Genomic DNA, 22383 nt, shown 5'->3' on the forward strand with positions numbered 1-22383 from the left:
TGATCTGACGGAAGTTGGCTGCCATAGTAGGTCAGGGGTTCCCGCGCATTGCCGAAGGCGGCGCTGTCGTTCCAGGAAGATCGCCGGAGGTGATCTGACGGAAGGAGGCTGCCACAGTAGGCCAGGGGGCCCCGCGCATTGCCGAAGGCGATGCGTGGGGAAGGCTGTGACGAAGCGGACGTGCCAGGAAGGGGTGTGACGCGCCGACAGCTTCCTTGACCACCGACGTAGCCGTGCCTACTGTCCGATTCACAGTCGGAAGTTGACATAACTGTAACCGTCTAGCTGACGGTGAAGGTTGAGACTGTGACTGTTTCCCCCGCTCGCCGCGTGAATCCGCCATCCCGCGGCGCCGCAGGGGCGGGGTAACCCCCCGTCCGACCACCGACGCCGCTGGAGGACCGACACCGCATGGCTGCCCCACAGAACTATCTCGCGGTCATCAAGGTCGTCGGGATCGGTGGTGGTGGCGTCAACGCCGTCAACCGGATGATCGAAGTCGGTCTCAAGGGCGTCGAGTTCATCGCCATCAACACCGATGCCCAGGCCTTGCTCATGAGCGACGCCGACGTGAAGCTCGACGTCGGCCGCGAGCTGACCCGGGGCCTCGGCGCCGGGGCCGATCCCGAGGTGGGCCGGCAGGCCGCCGAGGACCACCGCGAGGAGATCGAGGAGGTCCTCAAGGGGGCCGACATGGTCTTCGTCACCGCCGGTGAGGGCGGTGGCACCGGTACGGGTGGCGCCCCCGTCGTGGCGAACGTGGCCCGTTCGCTCGGCGCGCTCACCATCGGTGTCGTGACCCGGCCGTTCACCTTCGAGGGCAGGCGCCGCGCGACCCAGGCGGACACGGGCATCGACACCTTGCGCAACGAGGTCGACACGCTCATCGTCATCCCGAATGACCGCCTGCTGGCGATGACCGACCGCGACATCAGCGTCCTGGACGCCTTCCGCAGCGCCGACCAGGTCCTGCTCTCCGGTGTCCAGGGCATCACCGACCTGATCACCACCCCCGGTCTGATCAACCTCGACTTCGCCGACGTGAAGACGGTCATGTCGCACGCCGGCAGCGCGTTGATGGGCATCGGTCGGGCCCGCGGCGACGACCGGGCCACGGTGGCCGCCGAACAGGCCATCGCCTCCCCGCTGCTGGAGGCGAGCATGGACGGCGCCCAGGGCGTCCTGCTCAACATCTCCGGCGGCTCGGACCTCGGTCTGTTCGAGATCAACGCGGCCGCGGAGCTCGTCGCGGACGCGGCCCATCCCGAGGCGAACATCATCTTCGGTGCGGTGATCGACGACGCCCTCGGCGACGAGGTGCGGGTGACAGTCATCGCCGCCGGGTTCGACACGGTGCAGGACCGGCGGATCAGGCCGTCCCATGCGCAGCAGCCGCGGCGGTCCCCCGGCCAGGGTGGGACCGCCGGTGGCGGCACCGGGAGCGCGCCTCCGGCTCCGGCCGCCTCGCCGGCCACGACGATCCTGCCGCCGCTGCCGACGATCCCGAGTGCCTCGGCTCGCGTGGCCCAGGCCGCGCCGCCGCCCCCGCCGCCCCCTCCGCCGCCGCCCACCCCCGCGCCCGTCCAGCCGGCCCCGCCGACGCCGAGCTACCTGCAGACGCCGCCGTCGCCGATCGGCCAGTCCAACGTCGGGCACTACCACCCCGAGCCGCTGCCGGGGGCGCCGGCCGCCCACGAGCGCGTCTCTCCCGGCGAGTCGACCGTGATCCCGACGGTGGAGTCGCGCATCGCTCCGCCCGCGCGGGAATCCGTGGAGCCGGCGGCCGACCCCGGCTACGCCCAGCCGCACCGGGTCGATCCGCCGCGGGCGACGGGGCCGCGGCCGACCTACCCGCCGCCGCGCCGCCCCGTCCGGCCGGTGGTCGACGACGACGAGCTGGACGTGCCGGACTTCCTCAAATAACCCGCGCCGGGCAGACTTCCGGCCATGCCGGTTCTCGTCACCTCCCGCGCGGGCGGGGTCAGTGCGCCGCCGTTCGGCGGGCTCAATCTCGGTGATCATGTCGGCGACGCCGAGGATGCCGTCGCCGCCAACCGACGCCGGCTGGCCGAGCGGCTGCGGATGCCGGTGCAGTACATGCGCCAGGTGCACGGCACGCGGGTCGTCGTCGCGCGCGAGCCGGCTCCGCCACCAGAGGCGGACGCCCTCGTGACCGATGTGCCGGGCCTCGCGCTGGCGGTGATGGTTGCCGACTGCGCGCCGGTGCTGTTCGAGTCCCCGACGGCGGTGGGGGTCGCGCACGCCGGGCGGGTCGGCATGGCCGACGGTGTGATCGACGCGACGCTGGCGGCGTTCGACCGGCTCGGTGTCCCGGCGGATCGGCTCATGGTCACCGTCGGCCCGTGTGTCTGCGCGGGCTGCTACGAGGTGCCGGCGGAGCTGCGCCGGGAGGTCGAGCGGCGGGTGCCGGGCAGCGCGGCGGCGACGCGGCGGGGGACCGCCGCGATCGACCTGCGGGCCGGCATCCACCATCAGCTCGTCGCGGCGGGTGTGACCGACATCGCCGTCGCCGCCCGCTGCACCGCGGAGGACCCGGAGCTCTACTCCTACCGCCGGGACGGCCGTACCGGTCGGTTCGCCGGGGTGGCGTGGCTCGGGCCGGCCGCGTGATCGGGCGTCCGGATCCGTTCACCGGGGCCGATCCGGCCGCGGCGGCGGGCGTCGACCCGGTGCGCCGGGCGGAGCTGGCCCGCCGGCTGGCCGTGATCGAGGAGCGGATCGCCGCCGCGGCCCGCGCGGCCGGCCGCGATCCGGCCGGGTTAACCCTCATCGCGGTGAGTAAGACCTATCCGGCCGAGGATGTCGTGATGCTGCGCACACTCGGGGCGCGCCAGTTCGCCGAGAACCGCGAGCAGGAGGCTGGCCCGAAGGTGACTATGGTCACGCGTCAGCTCGAACAGTCGCGTGGCGATCCGACGGTCGGCGGCGGAGGCGGGCCCGGCGGGGCGGGCGTGGCGTCGGGCGGGACGCCGGGAGGATCGGATCTCACCTGGCACTTCGTCGGCCAACTCCAGCGCAACAAGGCCCGATCCGTCCTGCGTTGGGCGGACTGGGTTCAGTCGGTGGACCGATCGGGCCTGGTCGGCGTCCTGTCCCGGCTCGCGGTTGAGCGAGGCCGCCCGCTGTCGATCTGTCTGCAGGTATCGTTGGACTTGCGGAGTGATTTCGGGAGGCGGGTGGGGTCCGTGGTCGCCGATTCGGGCCGGGGCGGCGCCGATCCGGCGGAGCTCCCGGCGCTGGCTGATCTCGTCGACGGGGCGCCCGGGCTGACACTGCGTGGCGTCATGGCGGTTGCTCCTCGTGGCGAACCAGCACGTCCCGCATTTGAGCGGCTGCGGGCCGTTGCCGAACGGCTGGTCGTGGACCACCCTCAGGCCACCGTCATCAGCGCCGGCATGTCGGGCGATCTTGAGGCCGCGGTGGCCGAGGGCGCGACACACCTTCGGATCGGGACCGCTTTGTTCGGTGAACGGCCTGGTGTCCCTTAGAGTCGCGCCCATGGGGCTCGGGCGCAGGGCGATGGTCTACCTCGGTCTGGCCGAGGAGGACGAGGACTATCTCGACGACGACGACTACGACGACGGTCGTGCGGTCGGTCATGACGATCGGCGTGCCATGCACGAACCGGTCCCGATGGATCGCACGGTCCGTCGGATCGACGCACGGGAGGAGCCGGTCGCCATGCCGCGACGTCCACCGGTCGAACCACTGCGCCCTGCCGGACCTGTGCCGATGCGGCGGGTGATGCCCGTCGAGGAGGCACACCCCTACCGGATCACGACGCTTCAGCCACGTAGCTACAATGAGGCGCGGCAGATCGGCGAGGAGTTCAGGGACGGTACCCCCGTTATCATGAACCTCACCGACATGGACGATGTCGACGCCAAGCGGCTGGTCGACTTCGCCGCCGGGCTGATCTTCGGGCTGCGTGGCGACATCGAGAAGGTGACCAACAAGGTCTTCCTGCTCTCGCCGCACAACGTCGAGGTCACCGAGACGGACAAGCGACGCATCCGTGAGGGTGGGTTCTACAACCAGTCATGACGGGGAACGCGGACCACTGACGCGTCCCCAGGTCCCCAAGGTTCCCAGGAGAGAGCACCATCAGCACACTAGGCGACTTGATCTCATGGGTGCTGCTGGTCTACTTCCTGTTCCTGATAGCGCGGTGGATCACCGACCTCGTTCTCGTCCTCGGTCGATCGTTCCGTCCGACCGGCCCACTGTTGTTGATCTTCGAATCCGTGTACACGGTGACTGACCCCCCGTTGCGGTTCATCCGGCGTGTCCTGCCCCCATTGAGGGTGGGTAGCGTATCGCTTGACCTCGGGTATCTGGTGCTCTTCTTGGTGATCTTGGTGCTGCGGAGCTATGCCCAGAGGCTGTGACGGGGTTGTGTGCACACCGCGAACGCGGGCGCGGCAGACTGCCCGCAGACCGCCCTCTCTTCGGGGAGCGGCGATGCCGCACGAGGAGGCGACGTGGCTCTGACACCACAGGACGTACAGAACAAGGTCTTCAGTCCGACGAGGTTCCGCACCGGCTACAACGAGGATGAGGTCGACACCTTCCTCGACGAGGTCGAGGCGGAGCTGACCCGGCTGCTCGACGAGAACAGCGATCTGCGCCGGCAGCTCGACGAGGCCCGCCGCTCCGGTGGCGGCGGCCCTGGGGTCCCCGCGCAGATCCTCGAGGAGAACCAGGGGCTGCGTCGCCAGGTCGAGGAGACCCGCCGCCAGCTCGCCCAGGTCCAGGCGCAGGCCGCGCAGGCTGCTCAGGCCGCCCGGGAACGCGCACAGCAGCAACAGCAGCAGGTGCCCCCGCCTGGCGCCCCGCAGGGTGGCGCACCGACCACGGTGATCCCCGCCGTCGGCTCGGGCGGCGGCGGCGTGCCGGCTCGCACCGGTTCCGGCCAGGCCTCGGAGGCCGAGATCGAGCAGCGGGTTGCCCGCACGCTCGTGCTGGCCCAGCGCACCGCCGACGAGGCGCTGCGCGAGGCGCGCGCCGAGTCCGAGCGGGCTCGCCGCGAGGCCCGCTCCGACGCCGACCGCATCATCGGCGAGGCCCGCGCCCACGTCGCCGAGCAGCTCGGCGGCCTGGAGGACGACAAGCGCCGCCTGGAGGGCCAGGTCGAGCAGTTGCGGGCATTCGAGCGCGAGTACCGCACCCGGCTGCGCGCCTACCTGGAGATGCAGTTGCGGGACCTGGACGGCATGCCGACCCAGCCGCCGGCAGTCGGCGCGGGCAACACCCCTCGTCCCGGCCTGAACCCCGGTGGTCCGACGCCGCCCCCGGCGGTGGGAATGGGCCCGAACGGCGGCCAGCAGAGCCCCGGCCACCAGCCGACGTTCCCGCCCGGTCCGCCCATGCCCGCCGGTGCCATCGCCCGGGACAACGGCCACGGCGGCCGCCCGGATCTGGACCCCAGCCGGCGCGACGCGCCCGGCATGCAGGAGTTCTGATCCGTCGCGTCGCGGCACCGCGCCCCGTCGAGATCGTCTCTGCCATGGCCGCGTCGTCCGTGACCACGCCGCGTGCGGCCTGGCCTGTCAGTCCGGTGTCGGCGAGCACCGCCGTGGCCGCCGCGGTGCCGCCAGACCCGCCGGCCCGCCCCGCCAGCGCCGAGAGCGACCCGGCCTTCGGCCGCGGTGACGCCCGGTGCCCTGGCCTGCCGCCGGTATCCCCGCCTCGTCGGGACGCGCCATGCTAACGCTCTGTGGTGTGCTGCTCGCACTCTGTGCGGTTCTGGCGATCGCCGGCATCGTCGCCGGCAGCGGCTTCGTCTACGCCTCCCTGATCCTGACACTCATCGCCGCGGCGCTGCTTCCGCTCGGCGCGCTGCGCCGAACGCCTTCCTGAGCGCCGCGGCGCCCGCCGGCGCCGGGGATCGACGCCGGCCACCCGCCCATGTTCGACCGGCCGCGTGCCTGACCGGCCGCGTGCCTAAACGGCCGCGGGAGCGTGGCGCGCCAGGCTGAACACCAGTCCCAGCTCCGCCGCCGATCGCAGACCCGCCTCACCACCCGTGACCTCGGTGAAGGAGACCGCGAGCACCTCCTCGGCCACGGTGGCGCGGTGGGCGCGCAGGGCGAGCGCGGTGTCCTCGCGGGTCGCCGACCAGCGCACATCCACCCGGTCGGTGATCTCCAGGCCGGCGGCCTTGCGCGCGTCCTGCAGCACCCGCACCACGTCGCGGGCGAGCCCGGCCCGGGCCAGCTCCGGGGTGATCTCCAGGTCGAGCGCGACCGACAGGCCGGACTCGGCGGTGACGGCCCAGCCCTGCCGCGGCGTCTCCGTGATGATCAGTTCGTCGCCCGACAGCTCGACGGGTTCGCCGTCGACGGTGACGGTCAGCCGGCCGTCCACCGGCGTTCCGGCGGCGGCGATGGCGGCCGCGACCGCCTTGGTGTTCTTGCCGAAACGCCGGCCCAGGGCGCGGAAGTTCGGCTTCACGGTGATGTCCACGACGTCCGAGGTCGCCGCCTCGACGACGGTGACGTTGAGCTCCTCGGCGATCTGGGCGCGCAGCTCGGCGGACAGCTCGCCGAAGGCGGCGGCGCCGACGACGGCTCGCGGCAGCGGCTGGCGGGTGCGCACCCCGCTGCCGGCCCGCGCGGCGCGGCCGAGTTCGACGATGCGCCGCACGAGGTCCATCTGCGTGGACAGCCGCGGGGAGTGCAGGCCGGCCGGCAGCTCGGGCCAGGCGGCCAGGTGCACCGAGTCGGGCGCTTTCGCCGACGCGTCGGCGAACAGCCGGACCCACAGCCAGTCGGTCAGGAACGGCGTGAACGGGGCCATCACCCGGGTCAGCGCGTCCAGGCAGGTGTACAGGGTGTCCAGGGCATCCGGGTCGCCGGCCCAGAACCGTCGGCGGGAGCGGCGGACGTACCAGTTGGACAGGTCGTCGATGAACCGGGCGATCCGCCGCCCGGCGCGCAGTGAGTCGAAGCCGGCGAGCGCCTCGTCCACCTCGTCCACCGTGGCCGCGAGCTCGGACAGCGCCCAGCGGTCCAGCACGTGCCGCTCGGCCGGCGCCGCCGCGGCCGGGCCCTCACCGGGACGCCAGTCGGCCGCGCCCGCGTACAGCGCGAAGAAGGAGGCGGTGTTCCAGTAGGTCAGCAGGACCTTGCGGACGATGTCCTCGATCGCCTCGTGGCCGACCCGGCGGTCCGCCCACGGGGAGCCGCCGGCGAGCATCAGCCAGCGGACCGCGTCCGCGCCGTGCCGCTCGAACAGCTCGAACGGGTCGAGGACGTTGCCCACGTGCTTGCTCATCTTGCGGCCCTCGGCGTCGAGCAGCAGCCCGAGGCACAGCACCGTCTCGTAGGAGGAGCGGTCGAACACCAGGGTCCCGATCGCCATCAGGGTGTAGAACCAGCCCCGGGTCTGGTCGATCGCCTCGCAGATGTACTGCGCCGGGTACTGGCGGGCGAACTGCTCGGCGCCCTGGTGCGGCGCGCCCCACTGGGCGAACGGCATCGCGCCGCTGTCGTACCAGACGTCGATCACCTCGGGCACCCGGTGCGCGGTCGCGCCGCAGGTCGGGCAGGCGATGGTGACCTCGTCGACGAACGGCCGGTGCGGGTCGAGAGCGGCGAGATCGCGCCCGGCGAGCTCGGACAGCTCCGCGATCGAACCGACGCACACCAGGTGGTCCGGGTCGTCGTCGCAGCGCCAGACCGGCAGCGGCGTGCCCCAGTAGCGGTTGCGGGACAGCGCCCAGTCGACGTTGCCGCGTAGCCACTCGCCGTAGCGGCCGTTCTTGATCCGCTCCGGGTGCCAGTCCGTCGCCGCGTTCTGGGCCAGGAGCTGGTCGCGGATCGCCGTGGTGCGGATGTACCAGGACGGCAGCGGGTAGTAGATCAGCGGGGTGTGGCAGCGCCAGCAGTGCGGGTAGCTGTGGGTGTACGTCTGGGCCCGCCACAGCCGGCCCCGCTCGCGCAGGTCGGCGGTCAGCGCCGCGTCGGCGTCCTTGAAGAACACGCCGCCGACCAGCGGGGTGTCGGCGAGGAACCGGCCGTCGGTGCCGATCGGGTTGACCACGGGCAGGCCGGCGGCCCGGCAGACCGCGAGGTCCTCCGCGCCGAACGCCGGCGACTGGTGCACCAGGCCGGTGCCGTCGGTGGTGGTGACGTACTCGGCGAGCACGACCGAGTGCGGCGTGCCGGTGCCGGCGGCGAACCGCTCGGCGGCCAGCAGCTCGAACGGGCGGGCGTAGCGGGCGCCGGCGAGCGCCGTGCCGCGGAAGCGCTCGACGACCTCGGCGTCCTCGCCGACGGCGGCGGCGACCAGCGGCTCGGCGACGACGAACAGCTCCCCGCCGGCGGCGCGGACCAGGGCGTAGTCGACGTCCGGGTGGGCGGCGACGGCGGTGTTCGACACCAGTGTCCACGGCGTCGTCGTCCAGACCAGCAGCTCCGCGCCGCGCTCGGCGAGCCCGAGGTCGTCGGCGACCAGGGGGAAACGGACGTAGACCGAGGGGTCGTCCACGTCGGCGTAGCCCTGGGAGACCTCGTGGTCGCTCAGCGGCGTCTCGTCGCGCGGGCAGTACGGGGTGACGCGGAAGTCCTCGACAAGCAGACCCTTGTCGAAGATCTGTTTCAGCGACCACCAGACGCTCTCGATGTAGCTGGTGTCCATCGTGCGGTAGGCGCTGTCGAGGTCGACCCAGTAGCCCATCCGCTCCGTCATCGCGGAGAAGTCGGCGACGTGGCGCAGCACCGACTCGCGGCAGCGGGCGTTGAACTCGGCGATGCCGTAGGCCTCGATGTCGTTCTTGCTGGTGAAGCCGAGCTCCTTCTCCACCGCGAGCTCGACGGGCAGCCCGTGGCAGTCCCAGCCGGCGCGGCGGGGGACGTGGAAGCCCTTCATCGTCCGGTAGCGGGGGAACAGGTCCTTGAAGACCCGCGCCTCGACGTGGTGGGCGCCCGGTTTGCCGTTCGCGGTCGGCGGCCCCTCGTAGAAGACCCACAGCGGGCGGTCCGCCGTGGACTCCAGCGAGCGGTGGAAGACCTTCGCGTCGCGCCAGCGGGCGAGCGTCTCGCGTTCGAAGGCGGGTAGGTCCACCTGCGCGGGCAGCGGGGCGAAGGTGGGGGTACGCGGGGCGGTGGTCATCGTGGCGGACCCGGTCTTCCTCGGTCGTGGCTGGCGTCGGACCAACGGAGGGACGACGCCTCACCGGCCGCGCGTGGCGACGGCCGGCGGGCCTGCCCGCCGCCGCGTCCCGCCCGGGACCGGGGGTACCGCGGTACCACCCTCCTTGCGCGCCCCGCTCGACCGCTCCGCCGGAGGCGGAGCGGGCCGTGGGACGGCCTCTCGTCAAAGCTCGCGGCGGCCGGGTCTACTGGGGGCTCCGCCGGCTCGCGCCCGCGGGGTCCCGTTCTGCCGGCGGCTCGGGGGTGATCTTCGCAACGCGCTGGCCACCGGGCTTCCACCAACCCCGGCTCGCTCGGGCTGCGCCCGCCGCTACTCGTCCCCGTCGATGCCGTGCCGCTACCAGATGGAGTCTAGTCGACCGCTCGGGCGCTCGGCCGGTGCCCAGTGGGGATCCATCGGGGCGCCCCGTGTGGGCTGGCCCGTAGAGTGGATCGGGTGGGGGCGGAGACGACCATCGGGAGCAGTGTGTCCGAAGATCCCGCCGACCGTGGGTCGGCCGCCGCGGGCGGCGCCGGGGGCCCAGCCCGGCGTCCGGTGGCCACGCTGACGGCGGCGGCCGCGGTGATCCTGCTGCTCGACATCGTGACCAAGCACATCGCGGTGGCCACGCTGTCCGACCGTGGTCCGGTCAACATCATTCCCGGCGTCCTCGACCTGCGGCTCACCCGCAACTCCGGGGCCGCGTTCAGCCTCGCGGGCGGGGCGACGGTCGTGCTCAGCCTCGTCGCCCTGGCCGTGATCTCGGTGGTGGTCTTCACCGCCCGCCGGCTGCGGTCGGTGGGCTGGGCGATCGTGCTCGGCGCACTGCTCGGCGGCGCGCTGGGCAACCTGACCGACCGGATCTTCCGTGCCCCCGGCCCGCTGCGCGGCCACGTTGTCGACTTCGTCTACCTGCACCACTGGCCGATCTTCAACGCCGCCGACTCGGCGATCGTCTGCGGCGGCATCCTCGCCGTCGTGCTGTCGCTGCGGGGCATCGGGCTGGACGGCACCCACTACGGCGATCCCGACCCGGTCGTCGGGGACGGCGGCGCGCTGCGGGCCGACCCGCCCGCCGATGCCGCCGGCCGAGGCGGCACCGGGCCGGGCGGCCAGTGACCCGCGCCGGGGGAGACGTGAGCGCCGGGGAAGACCTGGGTGCCGGAGGAGACCTGCGTTCGCTGCCGGTCCCGGACGGGCTCGACGGCATCCGCCTGGACGCCGCGATCGCGCGGATGTTCGGGCTGTCGCGGACCGCGGCCGCCACCCTCGTCGACGACGGCCAGGCCAGCCTCGACGGTCGGGTCCGCGGCCGATCCGACCGGGTCCGCGGCGGCGCCTGGCTGGAGGTGCGGCTGCCCGCGCCACCGCGCCCGGTCACCGTGGAGCCCACCCCGGTGGCAGGTCTCGGCATCCTGCACGATGACGACGACATCGTGGTGGTCGACAAGCCGCCCGGCGTGGCCGCCCATCCGGCCCCCGGTTTCACCGGGCCGACCGTGATCGGGGCGTTGGCCGCGGCCGGCTACCGCATCTCCACCTCGGGCGCCGCGGAGCGGCAGGGGGTCGTGCACCGCCTCGACGTCGGCACCTCCGGGGCCATGGTCGTCGCCAAGAGCGAGCGTGCCTACACGCTGTTGAAGCGGGCCTTCCGGGAGCGCCAGGTGGACAAGCGCTACCGCGCCGTCGTGCAGGGCCATCCCGACCCGCTCAGCGGCACCGTCGACGCACCGACCGACCGCCATCCGCGCCGGCCGGGCCTGTTCGCCGTCGTCGCGGACGGCAAACCCAGCGTGACCCACTACGACCTGGTGGAGGCGTTCCGCTCGGCCTCGCTGCTGTCGATACGCCTGGAGACCGGCCGGACCCACCAGATCCGGGTGCACATGTCGGCCCTGCGCCATCCCTGCGTCGGCGACCTCGCCTACGGCGCCGATCCCACCCTCGCCGAGCGTCTCGGCCTGACCCGGCAATGGCTGCACGCGGCCCGCCTGTCGTTCGACCATCCCGGTCACGGCGGCCCCGTCGAGTTCACCAGCCCGGACCCGGCCGACCTGGCGGAGGCGGTGGAACGGCTGCGGGAGCAGGCATGACCGAACCGGTGGCGATCGGCAAGCCGTCCCTGCCGACCCCCGACGTACTGCCGACCCCCGAGGTTCCGCCGACCCCCGAGGTTCCGCCGCTCGTGCCCGCCGAGGCCGAGCCTGTCGCCATGCCGGCCTCAGGAGGGCCGGCCTCAGGCGGGCTGACCACGGCGGTCCTCCACGCGACCGTCGAGGCACGGCCGGTGACGGCCCGGCCCGCGGTGAACCCGCTCGACCGGCTCGACGACGCCGCGCTGCCGCCCGTGTTCCGCATCCTCGACACCGCCCGGTCCCGCCTCGCCGGCACCGCCGATCGCGAGGCCTGCCGGGCCCGCCGGCTGGCCGAACGGGCCCGGCGCGGGCGGGTGGGCCGGGACGGGCCGGCCGACGCCGGGGCCGAGGGCTCGCCGGCCCTGCTCGACGTGGTCGGCGTCGCGCCCGGTGGCGTGGTGGACCGGGGGGCGCGGGTGCTCGTTCTCGGGCTCGTCGTGCTGATCGTGGTGAGCGCGGCGGCGGCGATGCTGCAGAGCGTCGACCGGGATCGGCCGTCCAACGCGACGGCGCCCGCCGACGCGCCGACCGGCTCCCCGCCGGCGGCGCAGCCCCTGACGCCGACGGTCACGATCGGCCCAGGTGCGCACGACTCGGTCGCCGAGTACCTCGGGGCGAGCCGGCAGAACCTCGCGTCCCTGACCGCCGCAGCCCCCGCCGCGGACCTCTACGCCGTCGCGAGCCTCGCCGCCCCGGTCACCCCCGACGAGATGCTCGGGGTTCTCGGCGCGTACCGGGCCGTGCAGGTGTTCTTCACTGCCGGGACCGGCGGGGNGGNCGNGCAGGCCACCGTGCGCGACCCGGTCGCCGACGTCCACGCCGCCTTCGCCTCGGCGGCGACGCAGGCGCAGACGCGGGCCGCGGCCGAGGCGGGAGCCGGCGAGGCCGGCGCGGAGGAGCGGGACCGCCAGGCCGAGGCGCAGCTACGGGCCGGGTGCGCGTGCCTGTTCGCCGCCGTGGTCCGGGCGCCGGCCGGGCGATTGTCGCAGCTCGCGGCCGATCCCCGGGTCCGGGTCGTCGATCCCGCGCCACCCGGCGCCGGGCCGCCCAGCGTGAGATTCCTCCCATTGTCGCCGGATCGCCGCTGACCTGGGGCGCGCCGTCCCTCATCATCTGGCCGGGTCACTGCCATCCGGTGGACGAGGCGCGGGCCTGCCGGCCGCCGCCGGCGTCGACCCCCGTACCGGTCGCGGCGGCCACAAGGGAGGATGAGGCACAACGCCCTCGTCAGCGCGGGTTGCCGGGCTCGGACGACGCCGGTCGCGGTGTCGCGGGCAAGCACCCCGGACGACACGGCGACGATGGCAACCACGGCGACGATGGCAACGACAGTGACGATGACGACTGCAGTGACGATGACGACGACAGCGACGACTACAGGACGATAAGGAGCCCAGGGGTGAAGTTGGCGAAAGGCACCCGGGAGGTTTTCGACGCGGAGAGCCTGGTGGAGGAGTACCTGGGTCCCCGCAAGCGCGGGCTGCGTTACGCCTACCCCTACTACGACGGACTGGTCACCAACGACGACCCGGATCTGCTGTGCACGGGCGACCTGCTGGCGCCCAGCCTGCTCGGCGTGCACGTCGACGTCGACCGGATGCACACCCTGACCGCGCTCACGCCGCTGTTGCAACGGGCGCTGGACAAGCTGCCGCCCGGCATCGAGCTGATCGAGGCCGACGAGGTGACCCTCGACCTGGTCGCCGCTCTCTACGACCCGCTCGACGACCCCGACGTCTCCGATCGGGACGTCAAGGGCTCGCTGATCGCCAAGGTGCTGCACCGCAAGCGGCCCGCGCTCGTCCCCCTGTTCGACTCCAAGGTTCGGATCTTCTACCAGCACGAGGACTGCGTCCCGCCGTCCCCGCGCGACGGTCGAAGCTGGCGGCAGTACATGGGGTTGCTCGTCCGGGCCATGCAGTACGACCTTCGGGAGAACGCCGAGGAGTTCCGCCGGCTCGCCGCACTGGTGCCGTCGAGCGGCCCGCCGGTCACCCCGCTGCGCATGCTTGACGTCGTGGTGTGGATGAGCAGCGCAGTGTGACTCGTCCCGACGACGGCCCGGGGCCATCGCCCGCAGCCGGCTGCGAGAATGGGTGACGTGCTGAGCTACGCCGTCCGCGGGCTCACCCGACGACACGGGGTGGGCGGGCACTCCGTCCTCGCCAACGACCGGATCGATCTCGACGTCCGGCAGGGCGAGGTGTTCGGGGTGCTCGGCCCGAACGGCGCCGGGAAGACCACGCTGGTCCGCCAACTGATGGGGCTGCTGCGCCCCGACGCCGGCACGATCACGATGTTCGGCCGCGATGTCCGCGCAGCCCCGGACCTGCCCGCCCGGCTGGCCGGCTATCTCGGTCAGGACGATCTTGCGCTGGCGGAGCTGCCCGTCGCCACCGCGGTGGCCACCACCGCGCGGATGCGCGGCGTTCCCCGCGCGGCCGTGCGGGAGGTCCGCGACGCCATCCTCGACGAGCTCGGCCTCACCGCGGTGGCGGACCGGCCGCTGGCCCGGCTGTCCGGCGGGCAGCGGCGGCTGGCCTGCGTGGCCACGGCGCTGGTCGGCGATCGGCCGGTCCTCGTCCTCGACGAGCCGACCACCGGGCTCGACCCGGTCGCCCGGCGCGCGGTGTGGGGGGCGTTACAGCGCCGCCGTGACGCGGCCGGCACCACCGTCGTGCTGATCACGCACAACGTGCTGGAGGCGGAGTCGGTGCTCGACCGGGTCGCCGTTCTGGAGTCCGGGCGGGTGATCGCCTGCGACACACCCGGCCAGCTCAAGGCGTCGGTGTCCGGCGACGTCCGGCTCGACCTCGCCTGGCGCCACGAACCCCCCGCCGACGACCCCACCGTCGCCATGCTGGCCGGCCTCGCGACGACCAACGGCCGGCGCTGGACGGTCCGCCTGGACCCGGCGACCGCCCGCGAGGCCCTCGGCCGGCTGACCACCGGCGCGGCCCTCGCCGCGCTGGACGATTTCAGCCTCGCCACCCCATCCCTGGAGGACGTCTACCTCACCCTCGGCGGGGCGTCCCGAGACCTGGAGCGGACATGACTGTGCACGTGCGTCGTCCGGGCCAGCAGGCGTGGCCCCGATGACCATCGTCCCGGACGCGCGCGACGCGCCGGCGATTCTCGCGGCACTGCAGCCGGCGCCGTCCCTGGAACCGTCGTCGGAGCCGTCCCTGGAGCCGTCTCTGGAGTCGACGTCGGGGCTGTCCCTGGAGTCGTCTCTGGAGTCGACGTCGGGGCCGTCCACGGTGCCGCTGCCGTTGCCGATCCCGATGCCGGCGCGGCTCGGGCCGCCGAAGATGCCGCTGGCCACCCGGTTCGGCACGGCGTTCGGCGCGGTCTACCGCGGGCAGCTCGCCCGGTCGAAGGTCGGCCGCATCCCGTTGCTGTTCGTGGCGTCGTTCCAGTCGATCGGGATCCTGGTCCTGCTGCGCGGCATCCTCGACGTCGACAACACCACCGCCGCCGGCCAGGTCGTCGCGGGTTCCACCGTGCTGGTGGTCGCGTTCGTCGCGCTGAACCTGCTCGCCCAGCGCTTCGGTGCCCTGCGGGCGGCCGGCGCGCTCGACTACTACCTGACCCTGCCGATCCCGCCGGCGGCGGTCGTGCTGGGCACGGCCGCCTCCTACGCGACGTTCGCCGCGCCCGGCACGGTCATCACGGCCGTACTCGGCGCCCTGCTCTACAACCTGCCGATCACGGGACTGTGGCTGCTCCTGCCCGTCGTCGTGCTCTCCGGGGTGTGCCTGGCGGGCCTGGGGGCCGTGGTCGGTCTGCTCGCCCCGCGCCCGGAGCTGGCGACCATCGCCGGTCAGCTCGGGATGAGCATCGTGCTGTTTCTCGGGGTCATCCCGGCCGACCGGCTGCCCGAGATCGGCCGGGTCGCGCGGGACGTGCTGCCCAGCAGCTACGCCGTGGACGCCCTCGCGGCCGCCTTCCAACCGGGCGTGGACTGGTCGAAGGTGGTCCTCGACCTCGCCGTCTGCGCCGCCGTGGGGATCGCGGCGCTGGCCGTCGCGGCGGTGACGCTGCGCCGCGTCGGAACCTCCTGACCAGAGCGTAACCGTCCAGGATCGCGTCGCCCGGGACCACTGTCACACCAGTGTGGCCGGGACGACCGCCCAGCACGATAGTGTCAACCGTCCGCGGTGGCCGACGACGCCGCCGTAGGTGATGTGGACGAGGAGACGGACACCTCTTGGCGGGACGGGCGACGTGACGGAGAGTTCAGCGGAGTTCCGGGGGGTCCCGACGGACAGCCCGGGAGCCGAGCCGTCTGAGACCTCCCCGCTGCCGGCCCGCTCGCGGCGGCCACTGCCGTTCGGTGTCCGCCCGGACCTGATCGCCGGCCTGATCTGCGCGGCGGCGATGGCGGTCGCCGGGTTCCCTCTCGGCCTGCTGTGGGCCGCCGTCGCGCCGCATCTCGACGTCCCCGGCGCGCTGCACGGCAACGAGTCGGCGTTCGCGGTCCAGAGCGACATCGACGCCCGCTTCGCGCTGATCTGCGGGGTCGCCGGGCTCGTCGGCGGCCTGGTGGCGTTCTGGCGGGCCCGGGACGCCGGCTTCCTGGTGCCGCTGGGGCTTGCCGTGGGGGGCCTCGGCGGCGCGCTGATCGTCGGCTGGATCGGTCATCTTCGCCGCTCTCCGGACCTGCTGCACAGCCTGCCGAGCAACGCCTCGCCGATCCTGGTGGACCTGGTCGACCTGCGGGTCCGCGCGCACGGGCTCTACCTGGTCATGCCGGTGGTCGCCCTGGGCGTCTTCGCGATCGGCCTGTGGGCGACCTCCCGCCCCCGTCGGAGCCCACGCGGCGCGCGTCCGCCCGCGCCCTTCTCCGGTCCTGGCACCGAGTCCGGGGCCGCCAGCACCAAGGGCGCGGAGGGCCCGCAGCGTCCGGCGGACGCCGCGGGCGAGCCGGCCCCTAGCGGACCCGACGCCCCCCGGGTATCCGGCTGACCCTGGCCGGGCCTGTCTCAGTTGGGGCTCGGATCCACCCGGCGCAGCTCGCTGGAGCCGATCGTGGTGATCTTCTGGAGCAGGCCGACCTCCCGGTGTAGCAGCGCCCGCTCGACGCGCAGTCGGGTGGCTGCGTCGGCCGCCGCGAGCAGGCCCTGGCGCTCGGTGAGATCGGTGACGGCCGCCGCGGCGATCACGTAGGACAGGGCGACGGGATCGTCGGGCAGGTCCGGCAGGGAGATCTGCACCGTGCCGGTGGCGGCCAGCCGCTCGGCGTAGGCGCGCATCAGCCGCTGCACCGGCGCGACGGACTCGCGGGCGGACTCGGCGTCACCGACCTCGTCGGGCAGGAACTCCACGTCCCCCACCAGATACGGCGCGCTGCGCTGATCCACCGCGCCGATGCGGAACCGCTGCCCGCCGACGGTGATCAGGGAGAACCGGCCGTCCGGATGCTCCTGCACCCGGCGCAGCACGGCCGTGCAGCCGACCTCGTGGATCGCCGGCAGCGCCGGCCCCGTCTCGCGGCCCCGCCGGATGGCCACGACCCCGAAACTGCGCGCCTCGTCGGCGGGCTGGGCGAGCAGCTCCCGGACCAGCGCCCGGTAGCGTTCCTCGAAGATCTCCAGGGGCAGCACGAGCCCGGGAAGCAGGACGGTCCCGAGCGGGAACAGCGGGAGTCGCGCGCTCATCGCCGGTGCCCTCCCCTTCTGGCCCACCCGGATCCTGCCCACGCCCGAGCCGGCCGCCGCCGGTCGGCCGCGGCCGGTCGGCCTTCGCCGCCGGGGTGACGCACCGCGGCGGATCCGCGTGCCGAAGCCGGCCGTTCGATCCAACCTTGTCCCGCGCCGGCCGCGGTGTCCATCGGCCGACCCCTGTGATTCTCGCCGAACGAGGGCGTGTCGGCGCCGCGGGTGGTCCGCCCGGGGTGGCGCCACCGGGCCCGGGGTCCTCCTTCGGTCGCCATTCGGGCGAGAATGGACCGGTGTGGGGAACCGAACCTGAGCTCCTGGTCGTCCTCGAAGGAGCGGGCCGCGCCGATGGTCCGCTGGCCACGCTCGCCGAGTTCGGACCGGTGACCTCGCAGCTGCCGCCGCGACTGGCACTGCTGGCGGTGCCGGCGTCGCGAGCGGCGGAGCTGGGGGCCTGCGCCGGCGTGCGCGGCGTCTTCGTCGACGGGGTGCCCCCGGCGCTGCGGGAGACCCTCAGCCCCGCGGAGGCCCTGTTCGTCGACGGTTGGCTGGCGCGCCGCAGCGCCAAGGACCGACCCGCCGAGGGACTTCCCTGGGACGCCCCCGGCGCCTCACCCCCCGACCCGCCGCCCGGTTCCGTGGTCGGCTAGAACACGCGGCGCGGGGTCGACCAGGTCGCCCCGGCTCCGGATGTGCGCCACACCATGTGCAGCTCGTCGCCGACGCGGGCGAGGACCTCCAGGTGGCCGTCGAAGTTGCTCTGGATCATCGAGACGGCGTCGACGTTGCCCAGGGTGGCGGCGAACGGGCGCGGCCCGCTCCAGAACGGCGTGGGCGCGCCGTTGTTGCGGTAGTAGTGGATGAGCCCGCCGCCGGCGGCGGGGACGACCACCTCGAAGTTGCGCGCCCCGTCGGCGAAGGAGCTCTGGATCAGCGACGGGTTGCCCGCGACCCCCTCGCCGAAGACGGGGCCGGTCCGCCACACCGCCGAGTTGTCCCGGGTCAGGTGCACCAGCCGGCTGCCGACCCGGGCGACGGCCTCGAGCATGCCCGCGCCGCCGCCGAGGGTGCCGTGGATGAGGCTGACCGCGTCGACCCGGCCCAGGTTCGCGCCGAACAGCCGCGGCGCGCTCCAGGGGTAGCCGTAGACGTCGTGGTTGCGCCACAGGTGCAGGATCCCGACGTCCGCGGCCGGGATGAGCAGCTCGAAGTTGCCCTTCGTCCCCAGTCGGCTCTGGACGAGCGACGGTACCCCGCCGACGCCCTGGGTGAGCTGCTTGGGGTCGTGCCAGGCGAACGCCCCGGTGCTGTCGCGCCACAGGAAGTACAGTGTCGAGCCGACCCGGACGGCGACCTCCAGCGGCCCGGGGTTGGCCAGGGTGCTCTGGACCATGGTGAGTGCGTCGACGCGGCCGAGGGACTGCGCGGTCTGCCACGGATCGCGCCAGGGGAAGCCGGCGGCGTCGTTGTCCCGCCACACGTGGGTGATCCCCGCGAACGCCGACGGCACGACGACGTCGAAGTTGCCGGCGCGGCCGAGCCCCTTCGACTGGACCATCGCCGGGTTGCCGCCGACGCCGTGGCCCCACCCGATCTGGCCGGGGGTGTAGCGGCACAGCGCGAAGCTGTTGGAACGCATCAGGCAGTCCGCCGGCGCCGGCGCGCAGGCGTCGCAGTTGCCGTTCGGGACGCCGAACGCCCCCCACGCACCGCCGCAGTCGCAGCCCGCGCCGCCGTACTCGTCCGGGGCGCCGAAGATGTGCCCGGTCTCGTGGGTGAAGACGCGGTCGATGTTGTCGGGGCCCCAGCCGTCGTTGGCGTACGACATGACGATCCGGGGGCCGCCGACCGACGAGTAGGCGAAGTAGCCCAGCGGGTACTTGGTGAAGAAGGCGCAGTAGGCCCACCGGGTGCCGAGCCGGGCGCGCAGCGCGTCGACGTAGTCGTAGACGCCGTNGAAGGTGGCCGCGTGGCCAAGCCGGCTCATCGCCGGATCCCGCCACAGGGCCTCCAGATCGGCCGCCTTCGGGTCCGCCGGCACGGACAGGCGTACGAGCTGGATGTCGTAGGAGAACGTGAGACCGGCCGCCGGGTTCGTGGTGGCGTACCAGGACAGCCCGTTCTGCACCTCGGCCACGACCTTGGTCCGCTCGGCCGCCGCGAACTGCAGGTCCGCGGTGGGCCCCTCGACGAGGATCAGGCCGATGGCGACGGAGCCCTCCAGCTTCGAGCTGGTCGGAGAGCCGGCGGCGCCGGCCGCGGGGCCCGTGGCGGGGCCGCTGTCGGCGGCGGCGCCTGTGGCGGTCAGCGTCATCAGCGGGCTCTGCAGGAGCGACTGACCGTTGGCGAAGGCGCGTGGTGTCGGGCGGTCCGGGTCCGGCCCGAAGGACCCCCGCGGGGGCGGAACGTCGGTGCAGGGCCGGTCCATGTCCCACGGATGGCCGTCGCGCGGGCGATCCTGCTTCAGCCGGCGGTAGGCGGCGCTGGCGCGCAGCCGGAAGGCATCCAGACCCAGCGTCTCGGCCCGGTTCAGGCCGGGGGAGACGCCCGTGGTCGACACGACGCTGCCGTCGGCCGGGGGCAGCAGGCCCGCGCCGGCGCGGGCCGCGAGCAGCCCCGGCCCGCCGGGCGCGTCGTCCCGCGGCCGGCCGAGCACCTGGACCCGGCCGTAGCGGTGCAGGGTCCGTTCGCCACCGGCGCCGGCGGCGGCGGGCGGGGCGGGCGTGCCGTCGTCGGTCGCCGCGTTGCCGCCCGTGGCCGGATCGGTCGCGTCAGCCCTCGCGGGAGCGGCCCACAGCGAACGGCTGGCCGCCGCGTCGGCCGGGGTGATCAGGGCGCGTTCGTCGACCGGTACGTCCCCCGCCATGCGTGATCGTTTTCCCTTCGGTGAGGAATGGCTGTGCGGAGTTGTATCGTGTTGCGGCTTTGTTGTGTCGGCTTTTACGGAAGCAAGTGCCGGGAGTGCCGGTCCGTCATATACGACCCGTTTTATCCGCATAGCGGCCGCACGGAGTTCCGGTTCGGGTGCTTGCCACCGTGCGCGGACGGCCGGAGCCGGCCGTGGCTGCGGCGTCGCCGGTGTCCGGCAGAGCGGCCGACCACCGGCGGGTTCACCGCTCGGGTGCGGTCAGACGCTTCGGCGGGTCCGCCGGGTCCACCGCCCGGGTGGGGTCACCGCCCGGGTGGGGTCACCGCTCGGGCGGGAAGGAGTTCTGCCCGGGATTGATGTCCGGCCAGCCGGAACCGACGGCCGATCGGTCCGGCGCGCCCATCGCCGGACCGCCCAGCCCGGCGCCGCCGGTCCCGGGACCGCCCAACCCGGCACCACCCGCCGGGGAGGCGGCCATCGCATCGGCGACCTTGCGCATGATGGCCTCAACGAGGCGGACGGCCTGGGGGGTCGAGAGGTTCAGCACGATCTCCGAATCCCCCGCGACCTGGAATCGCACCGAAACGTCCGCCATGCCGAGTTCCCCTTCCTCGTGGCTCGCCACCCCTGCGCAGGCGCGTTGCCAGAGGTGACGTTACGGGGCGAACGGTGCGTCGCGTGCGGGACCTCGGTACCTCGGCGGCCGCCGTGACCGGCTGGTGGACGCCCGCGACCGTGCGGGTAGGGTCACCGTGGTGAGCACTAGGGTGGCGACGGTCAGTGACTGCGTGGCCGTGCTGGAGCAGGCGTTCCCGCCGGCCTGGGCGCAGTCATGGGACGCGGTGGGCCTGGCGGTCGGTGACCCCGAGGCTCCCGTCTCCGCGGTGCTGTTCGCCGTCGATCCCACCGTCGAGGTGGCCGTCGAGGCGGCGGGCGGCGCCCAGTTGCTCGTCACCCACCATCCCCTGTTCCTGCGCGGGACCCACGGGGTGGCCGAGACCGGACCCGGCGGGCGGGTCGTCGCCACCCTCATCCGCGCCGGGGTCGCGCTGTACACGGCGCACACCAACGCCGACGTCGCCGACCCGGGGGTCAGCGACGCGCTGGCCGCAGCCCTCGGGCTGCGCCGGGTCGGCCCGCTGGACCCGGGGCACTCGGCTGACGTGCACCCGGCTGACGCGCAGCCGGCCGGGGATGGCGCGGGGGCGGGGCCGACGGTGTGTCGGGGGCTGGGGCGCATCGGCGAGCTGCCCGAGCCCGAGCCGCTGGACCGCTTCTGCGCCCGCGTCGCCCGGGCGCTGCCCGCGACGGCCGGTGGGGTTCGGGCGACCGGGGCCGCGGATCGGCTCGTGCGCCGGGTCGCGGTCTGCGGCGGCTCCGGCGGGGAACTGGCCGGCGCGGCGCGGGCCGCGGGCGCGGACGTCCTGGTCACCGCGGACGGGCGGCATCACCACGTGCTCGACACGGTGGGGGAGCATCCGATCGCCGTCGTCGACGTCGCCCACTGGGCGAGCGAATGGCCGTGGCTCACGCAGGCCGCCGCGCGTCTGGAGGCCGGTCTGCGGACCCGGGGACGTACGGTGAGCACATCGGTGTCCGCTATCGTGACCGATCCCTGGCGGTTGCACGTTCCGTCCCGGTAGTCGGCGTCGCAGGCGGATGCCCGGCTCGCCGGGCCGGGTTCGTCACGGTCCCGCCGACCGCTCCGGCTCGCGGGCCGGGCGGCGCGGTACCGGCAAGGGCGTCGTCGATCGCGGCCGACGCCGATGAAGGACATACCGGTGAGGAGTCCATGAAGGCCGACCCAGCAATCCAGCTCCGCCTGCTCGACCTGCAGGCCCTCGACGCCGGCCTCGACCGGCTGGCCGCCCGCCGCCGCGGGCTGCCCGAACTCGCCGTCATCACCGAACGCACCGCGGCCCTGGGCACCCTCGACGACGAGGTCGTCGGGGTGCGCACCGAGCTGGGGGACGTCACCCGCGCCCAGCGCAAGCTGGAGACGGAGATCGAGCTCGTCCGGACCCGCTCCGCCCGCGATTCCCAGCGGCTGGAGTCCGGGGCGGTGACGAACTCCCGGGAGCTGGAGAACCTTCAGGCGGAGCTCGCCTCCCTGGCCCGCCGCCAGGGCGTGCTCGAGGATGACGCGCTGGAGAAGATGGAGGCCGTCGAGGGCCTGGAGGGACAGCTCGCGGCCCTCAGCCAGCGCCGCGCCGACCTGCAGGCGGAAATCGACGCCGCGACCATCGCCCGCGACAAGGCGTACGCCGAGATCGACACCGAGACCGCCCGGCTGCGGCAGGACCGGGAGGCCCTCGCGCCCCGGCTGCCCGAGGCGCTGGTGACGTTGTACGAGCGGATCCGGGCGTCCTCCGGCGGGGTCGGCGCGGCGCCGTTGCTGCGTCGGCGCTGCCAGGGCTGCCATCTTGAACTCTCCGGCGGCGACCTGCGGGCGGTCGCCGCGGCCCCCGTCGACGAGGTCGTGCGGTGCGAGGAATGTCGGCGCATCCTGGTCCGTACCCCCGAGTCGGGGCTGTAGCGGCAGGTCGGTTCGGGCAGGGCGAGG

At 73.8% G+C, this 22383-nt stretch carries 20 protein-coding genes and 1 pseudogene; 16 read left to right on the forward strand and 5 right to left on the reverse strand.

Features of this window, described 5'->3' with window-relative positions; translation table 11 throughout:
• Positions 1–411: 411 nt before the first annotated feature.
• The 7 genes from ftsZ (at position 412) to FF36_RS35855 (ending at position 5880) form a co-directional block, all read left to right on the forward strand.
• Positions 412–1923 (forward strand): cell division protein FtsZ, encoded by a 1512-nt coding sequence (gene ftsZ, locus FF36_RS04050; RefSeq protein ID WP_044883608.1) that lies wholly within the window; start codon positions 412–414, stop codon positions 1921–1923.
• A 24-nt stretch (positions 1924–1947) separates the two neighbouring features.
• Complete coding sequence (pgeF, locus tag FF36_RS04055; protein ID WP_044883609.1) at positions 1948–2631, forward strand: peptidoglycan editing factor PgeF; 684 nt, start codon at positions 1948–1950, stop codon at positions 2629–2631.
• Positions 2628–3509 carry a YggS family pyridoxal phosphate enzyme gene (locus FF36_RS04060; protein WP_044883683.1) on the forward strand — a complete coding sequence of 294 codons (882 nt, stop codon included), beginning with the start codon at positions 2628–2630 and terminating at the stop codon, positions 3507–3509. The genes pgeF and FF36_RS04060 overlap by 4 nt, the downstream gene beginning before the upstream one ends.
• A 10-nt stretch (positions 3510–3519) precedes the next feature.
• Entirely contained in the window at positions 3520–4065 is a 546-nt protein-coding gene (locus tag FF36_RS04065; protein ID WP_044883610.1) for a cell division protein SepF, read from the forward strand.
• An 89-nt stretch (positions 4066–4154) separates the two neighbouring features.
• A complete protein-coding gene (locus FF36_RS04070) occupies positions 4155–4409 on the forward strand; it encodes a YggT family protein (RefSeq protein ID WP_044883611.1) in 255 nt (84 codons plus the stop codon).
• 93 nt (positions 4410–4502) lie between these two features.
• Positions 4503–5483 (forward strand): DivIVA domain-containing protein, encoded by a 981-nt coding sequence (locus FF36_RS04075; RefSeq protein WP_044883612.1) that lies wholly within the window; start codon positions 4503–4505, stop codon positions 5481–5483.
• Positions 5484–5742: 259 nt separating this feature from the next.
• Entirely contained in the window at positions 5743–5880 is a 138-nt protein-coding gene (locus tag FF36_RS35855) for a hypothetical protein (protein WP_199865326.1), read from the forward strand.
• A gap of 84 nt (positions 5881–5964) precedes the next feature.
• Here the strand turns inward: FF36_RS35855 and ileS are convergent, their stop codons facing one another.
• Positions 5965–9135 carry an isoleucine--tRNA ligase gene (gene ileS, locus FF36_RS04080; protein ID WP_044883613.1) on the reverse strand — a complete coding sequence of 1057 codons (3171 nt, stop codon included), beginning with the start codon at positions 9133–9135 and terminating at the stop codon, positions 5965–5967.
• Positions 9136–9642: 507 nt separating this feature from the next.
• Between ileS and FF36_RS04085 the strand changes: the two genes are divergently transcribed.
• From FF36_RS04085 to FF36_RS04115, 6 genes are all read left to right on the forward strand, one after another.
• Positions 9643–10275 (forward strand): signal peptidase II, encoded by a 633-nt coding sequence (locus FF36_RS04085; RefSeq protein ID WP_242418206.1) that lies wholly within the window; start codon positions 9643–9645, stop codon positions 10273–10275.
• A 17-nt stretch (positions 10276–10292) separates the two neighbouring features.
• Positions 10293–11249, forward strand: coding sequence for an RluA family pseudouridine synthase (locus FF36_RS04090; protein ID WP_242418205.1), 957 nt, complete (start codon positions 10293–10295; stop codon positions 11247–11249).
• Positions 11250–12690: 1441 nt separating this feature from the next.
• Positions 12691–13335, forward strand: a complete 645-nt coding sequence (locus FF36_RS04100; protein WP_044883686.1) for a DUF6308 family protein — start codon at positions 12691–12693, stop codon at positions 13333–13335.
• Positions 13336–13383: 48 nt separating this feature from the next.
• Positions 13384–14346 (forward strand): ABC transporter ATP-binding protein, encoded by a 963-nt coding sequence (locus tag FF36_RS04105; RefSeq protein WP_044883615.1) that lies wholly within the window; start codon positions 13384–13386, stop codon positions 14344–14346.
• Between the two features lie 40 nt (positions 14347–14386).
• Positions 14387–15355, forward strand: coding sequence for an ABC transporter permease (locus tag FF36_RS04110; RefSeq protein ID WP_370657158.1), 969 nt, complete (start codon positions 14387–14389; stop codon positions 15353–15355).
• Positions 15356–15518: 163 nt separating this feature from the next.
• Positions 15519–16259, forward strand: a complete 741-nt coding sequence (locus FF36_RS04115) for a hypothetical protein (RefSeq protein WP_044883616.1) — start codon at positions 15519–15521, stop codon at positions 16257–16259.
• A 17-nt stretch (positions 16260–16276) separates the two neighbouring features.
• On the opposite strand, the gene FF36_RS04120 is transcribed toward FF36_RS04115, so the two are convergent.
• Positions 16277–16951, reverse strand: coding sequence for an LON peptidase substrate-binding domain-containing protein (locus FF36_RS04120; RefSeq protein WP_044883617.1), 675 nt, complete (start codon positions 16949–16951; stop codon positions 16277–16279).
• Positions 16952–17244: 293 nt separating this feature from the next.
• Here FF36_RS04120 and FF36_RS04125 point away from each other — a divergent pair, with 293 nt between their 5' ends.
• Complete coding sequence (locus FF36_RS04125; protein WP_044883618.1) at positions 17245–17601, forward strand: hypothetical protein; 357 nt, start codon at positions 17245–17247, stop codon at positions 17599–17601.
• Here FF36_RS04125 and FF36_RS37060 read toward each other — a convergent pair.
• The 3 genes and pseudogenes from FF36_RS37060 to FF36_RS04135 form a co-directional block, all read right to left on the reverse strand.
• A partial coding sequence (locus FF36_RS37060; protein ID WP_479686774.1) for a DUF8189 domain-containing protein occupies positions 17598–18907 on the reverse strand: 1310 nt, incomplete at its 5' end. The two genes, FF36_RS04125 and FF36_RS37060, sit on opposite strands and share 4 nt — an antisense overlap.
• 1 nt (position 18908) lies before the next feature.
• A pseudogene (locus tag FF36_RS37065) lies at positions 18909–19817 on the reverse strand (hypothetical protein); the annotation flags it as partial.
• Between the two features lie 322 nt (positions 19818–20139).
• Positions 20140–20415 carry a hypothetical protein gene (locus FF36_RS04135; protein ID WP_044883620.1) on the reverse strand — a complete coding sequence of 92 codons (276 nt, stop codon included), beginning with the start codon at positions 20413–20415 and terminating at the stop codon, positions 20140–20142.
• A 157-nt stretch (positions 20416–20572) separates the two neighbouring features.
• On the opposite strand from FF36_RS04135, the gene FF36_RS04140 reads away from it, so the two are divergent.
• Together FF36_RS04140 and FF36_RS04145 are read left to right on the forward strand one after the other, a co-directional pair.
• On the forward strand, positions 20573–21463 hold the full coding sequence (locus tag FF36_RS04140; RefSeq protein WP_199865323.1) for a Nif3-like dinuclear metal center hexameric protein: 891 nt from the start codon (positions 20573–20575) through the stop codon (positions 21461–21463).
• 149 nt (positions 21464–21612) lie between these two features.
• Positions 21613–22356 (forward strand): zinc ribbon domain-containing protein, encoded by a 744-nt coding sequence (locus FF36_RS04145; RefSeq protein ID WP_044883622.1) that lies wholly within the window; start codon positions 21613–21615, stop codon positions 22354–22356.
• The last annotated feature ends 27 nt before the right edge of the window (positions 22357–22383 follow it).

The organism is Frankia torreyi, from assembly GCF_000948395.1.
In the GTDB taxonomy this organism is placed as follows: Bacteria; Actinomycetota; Actinomycetes; order Frankiales; family Frankiaceae; genus Frankia; species Frankia torreyi.

Bases quoted from the DNA above. Each gene is read 5' to 3' on its own strand.
- FF36_RS04065 (WP_044883610.1), top strand. From the start codon at position 3,520: ATGGGGCTCGGGCGCAGGGCGATGGTCTACCTCGGTCTGGCCGAGGAG.
- FF36_RS04145 (WP_044883622.1), top strand. From the start codon at position 21,613: ATGAAGGCCGACCCAGCAATCCAGCTCCGCCTGCTCGACCTGCAGGCC.
- ftsZ (WP_044883608.1), top strand. From the start codon at position 412: ATGGCTGCCCCACAGAACTATCTCGCGGTCATCAAGGTCGTCGGGATC.
- pgeF (WP_044883609.1), top strand. From the start codon at position 1,948: ATGCCGGTTCTCGTCACCTCCCGCGCGGGCGGGGTCAGTGCGCCGCCG.
- FF36_RS04135 (WP_044883620.1), bottom strand. From the start codon at position 20,415: ATGGCGGACGTTTCGGTGCGATTCCAGGTCGCGGGGGATTCGGAGATC.
- ileS (WP_044883613.1), bottom strand. From the start codon at position 9,135: ATGACCACCGCCCCGCGTACCCCCACCTTCGCCCCGCTGCCCGCGCAG.
- FF36_RS04120 (WP_044883617.1), bottom strand. From the start codon at position 16,951: ATGAGCGCGCGACTCCCGCTGTTCCCGCTCGGGACCGTCCTGCTTCCC.
- FF36_RS04110 (WP_370657158.1), top strand. From the start codon at position 14,387: ATGACCATCGTCCCGGACGCGCGCGACGCGCCGGCGATTCTCGCGGCA.
- FF36_RS04105 (WP_044883615.1), top strand. From the start codon at position 13,384: ATGGGTGACGTGCTGAGCTACGCCGTCCGCGGGCTCACCCGACGACAC.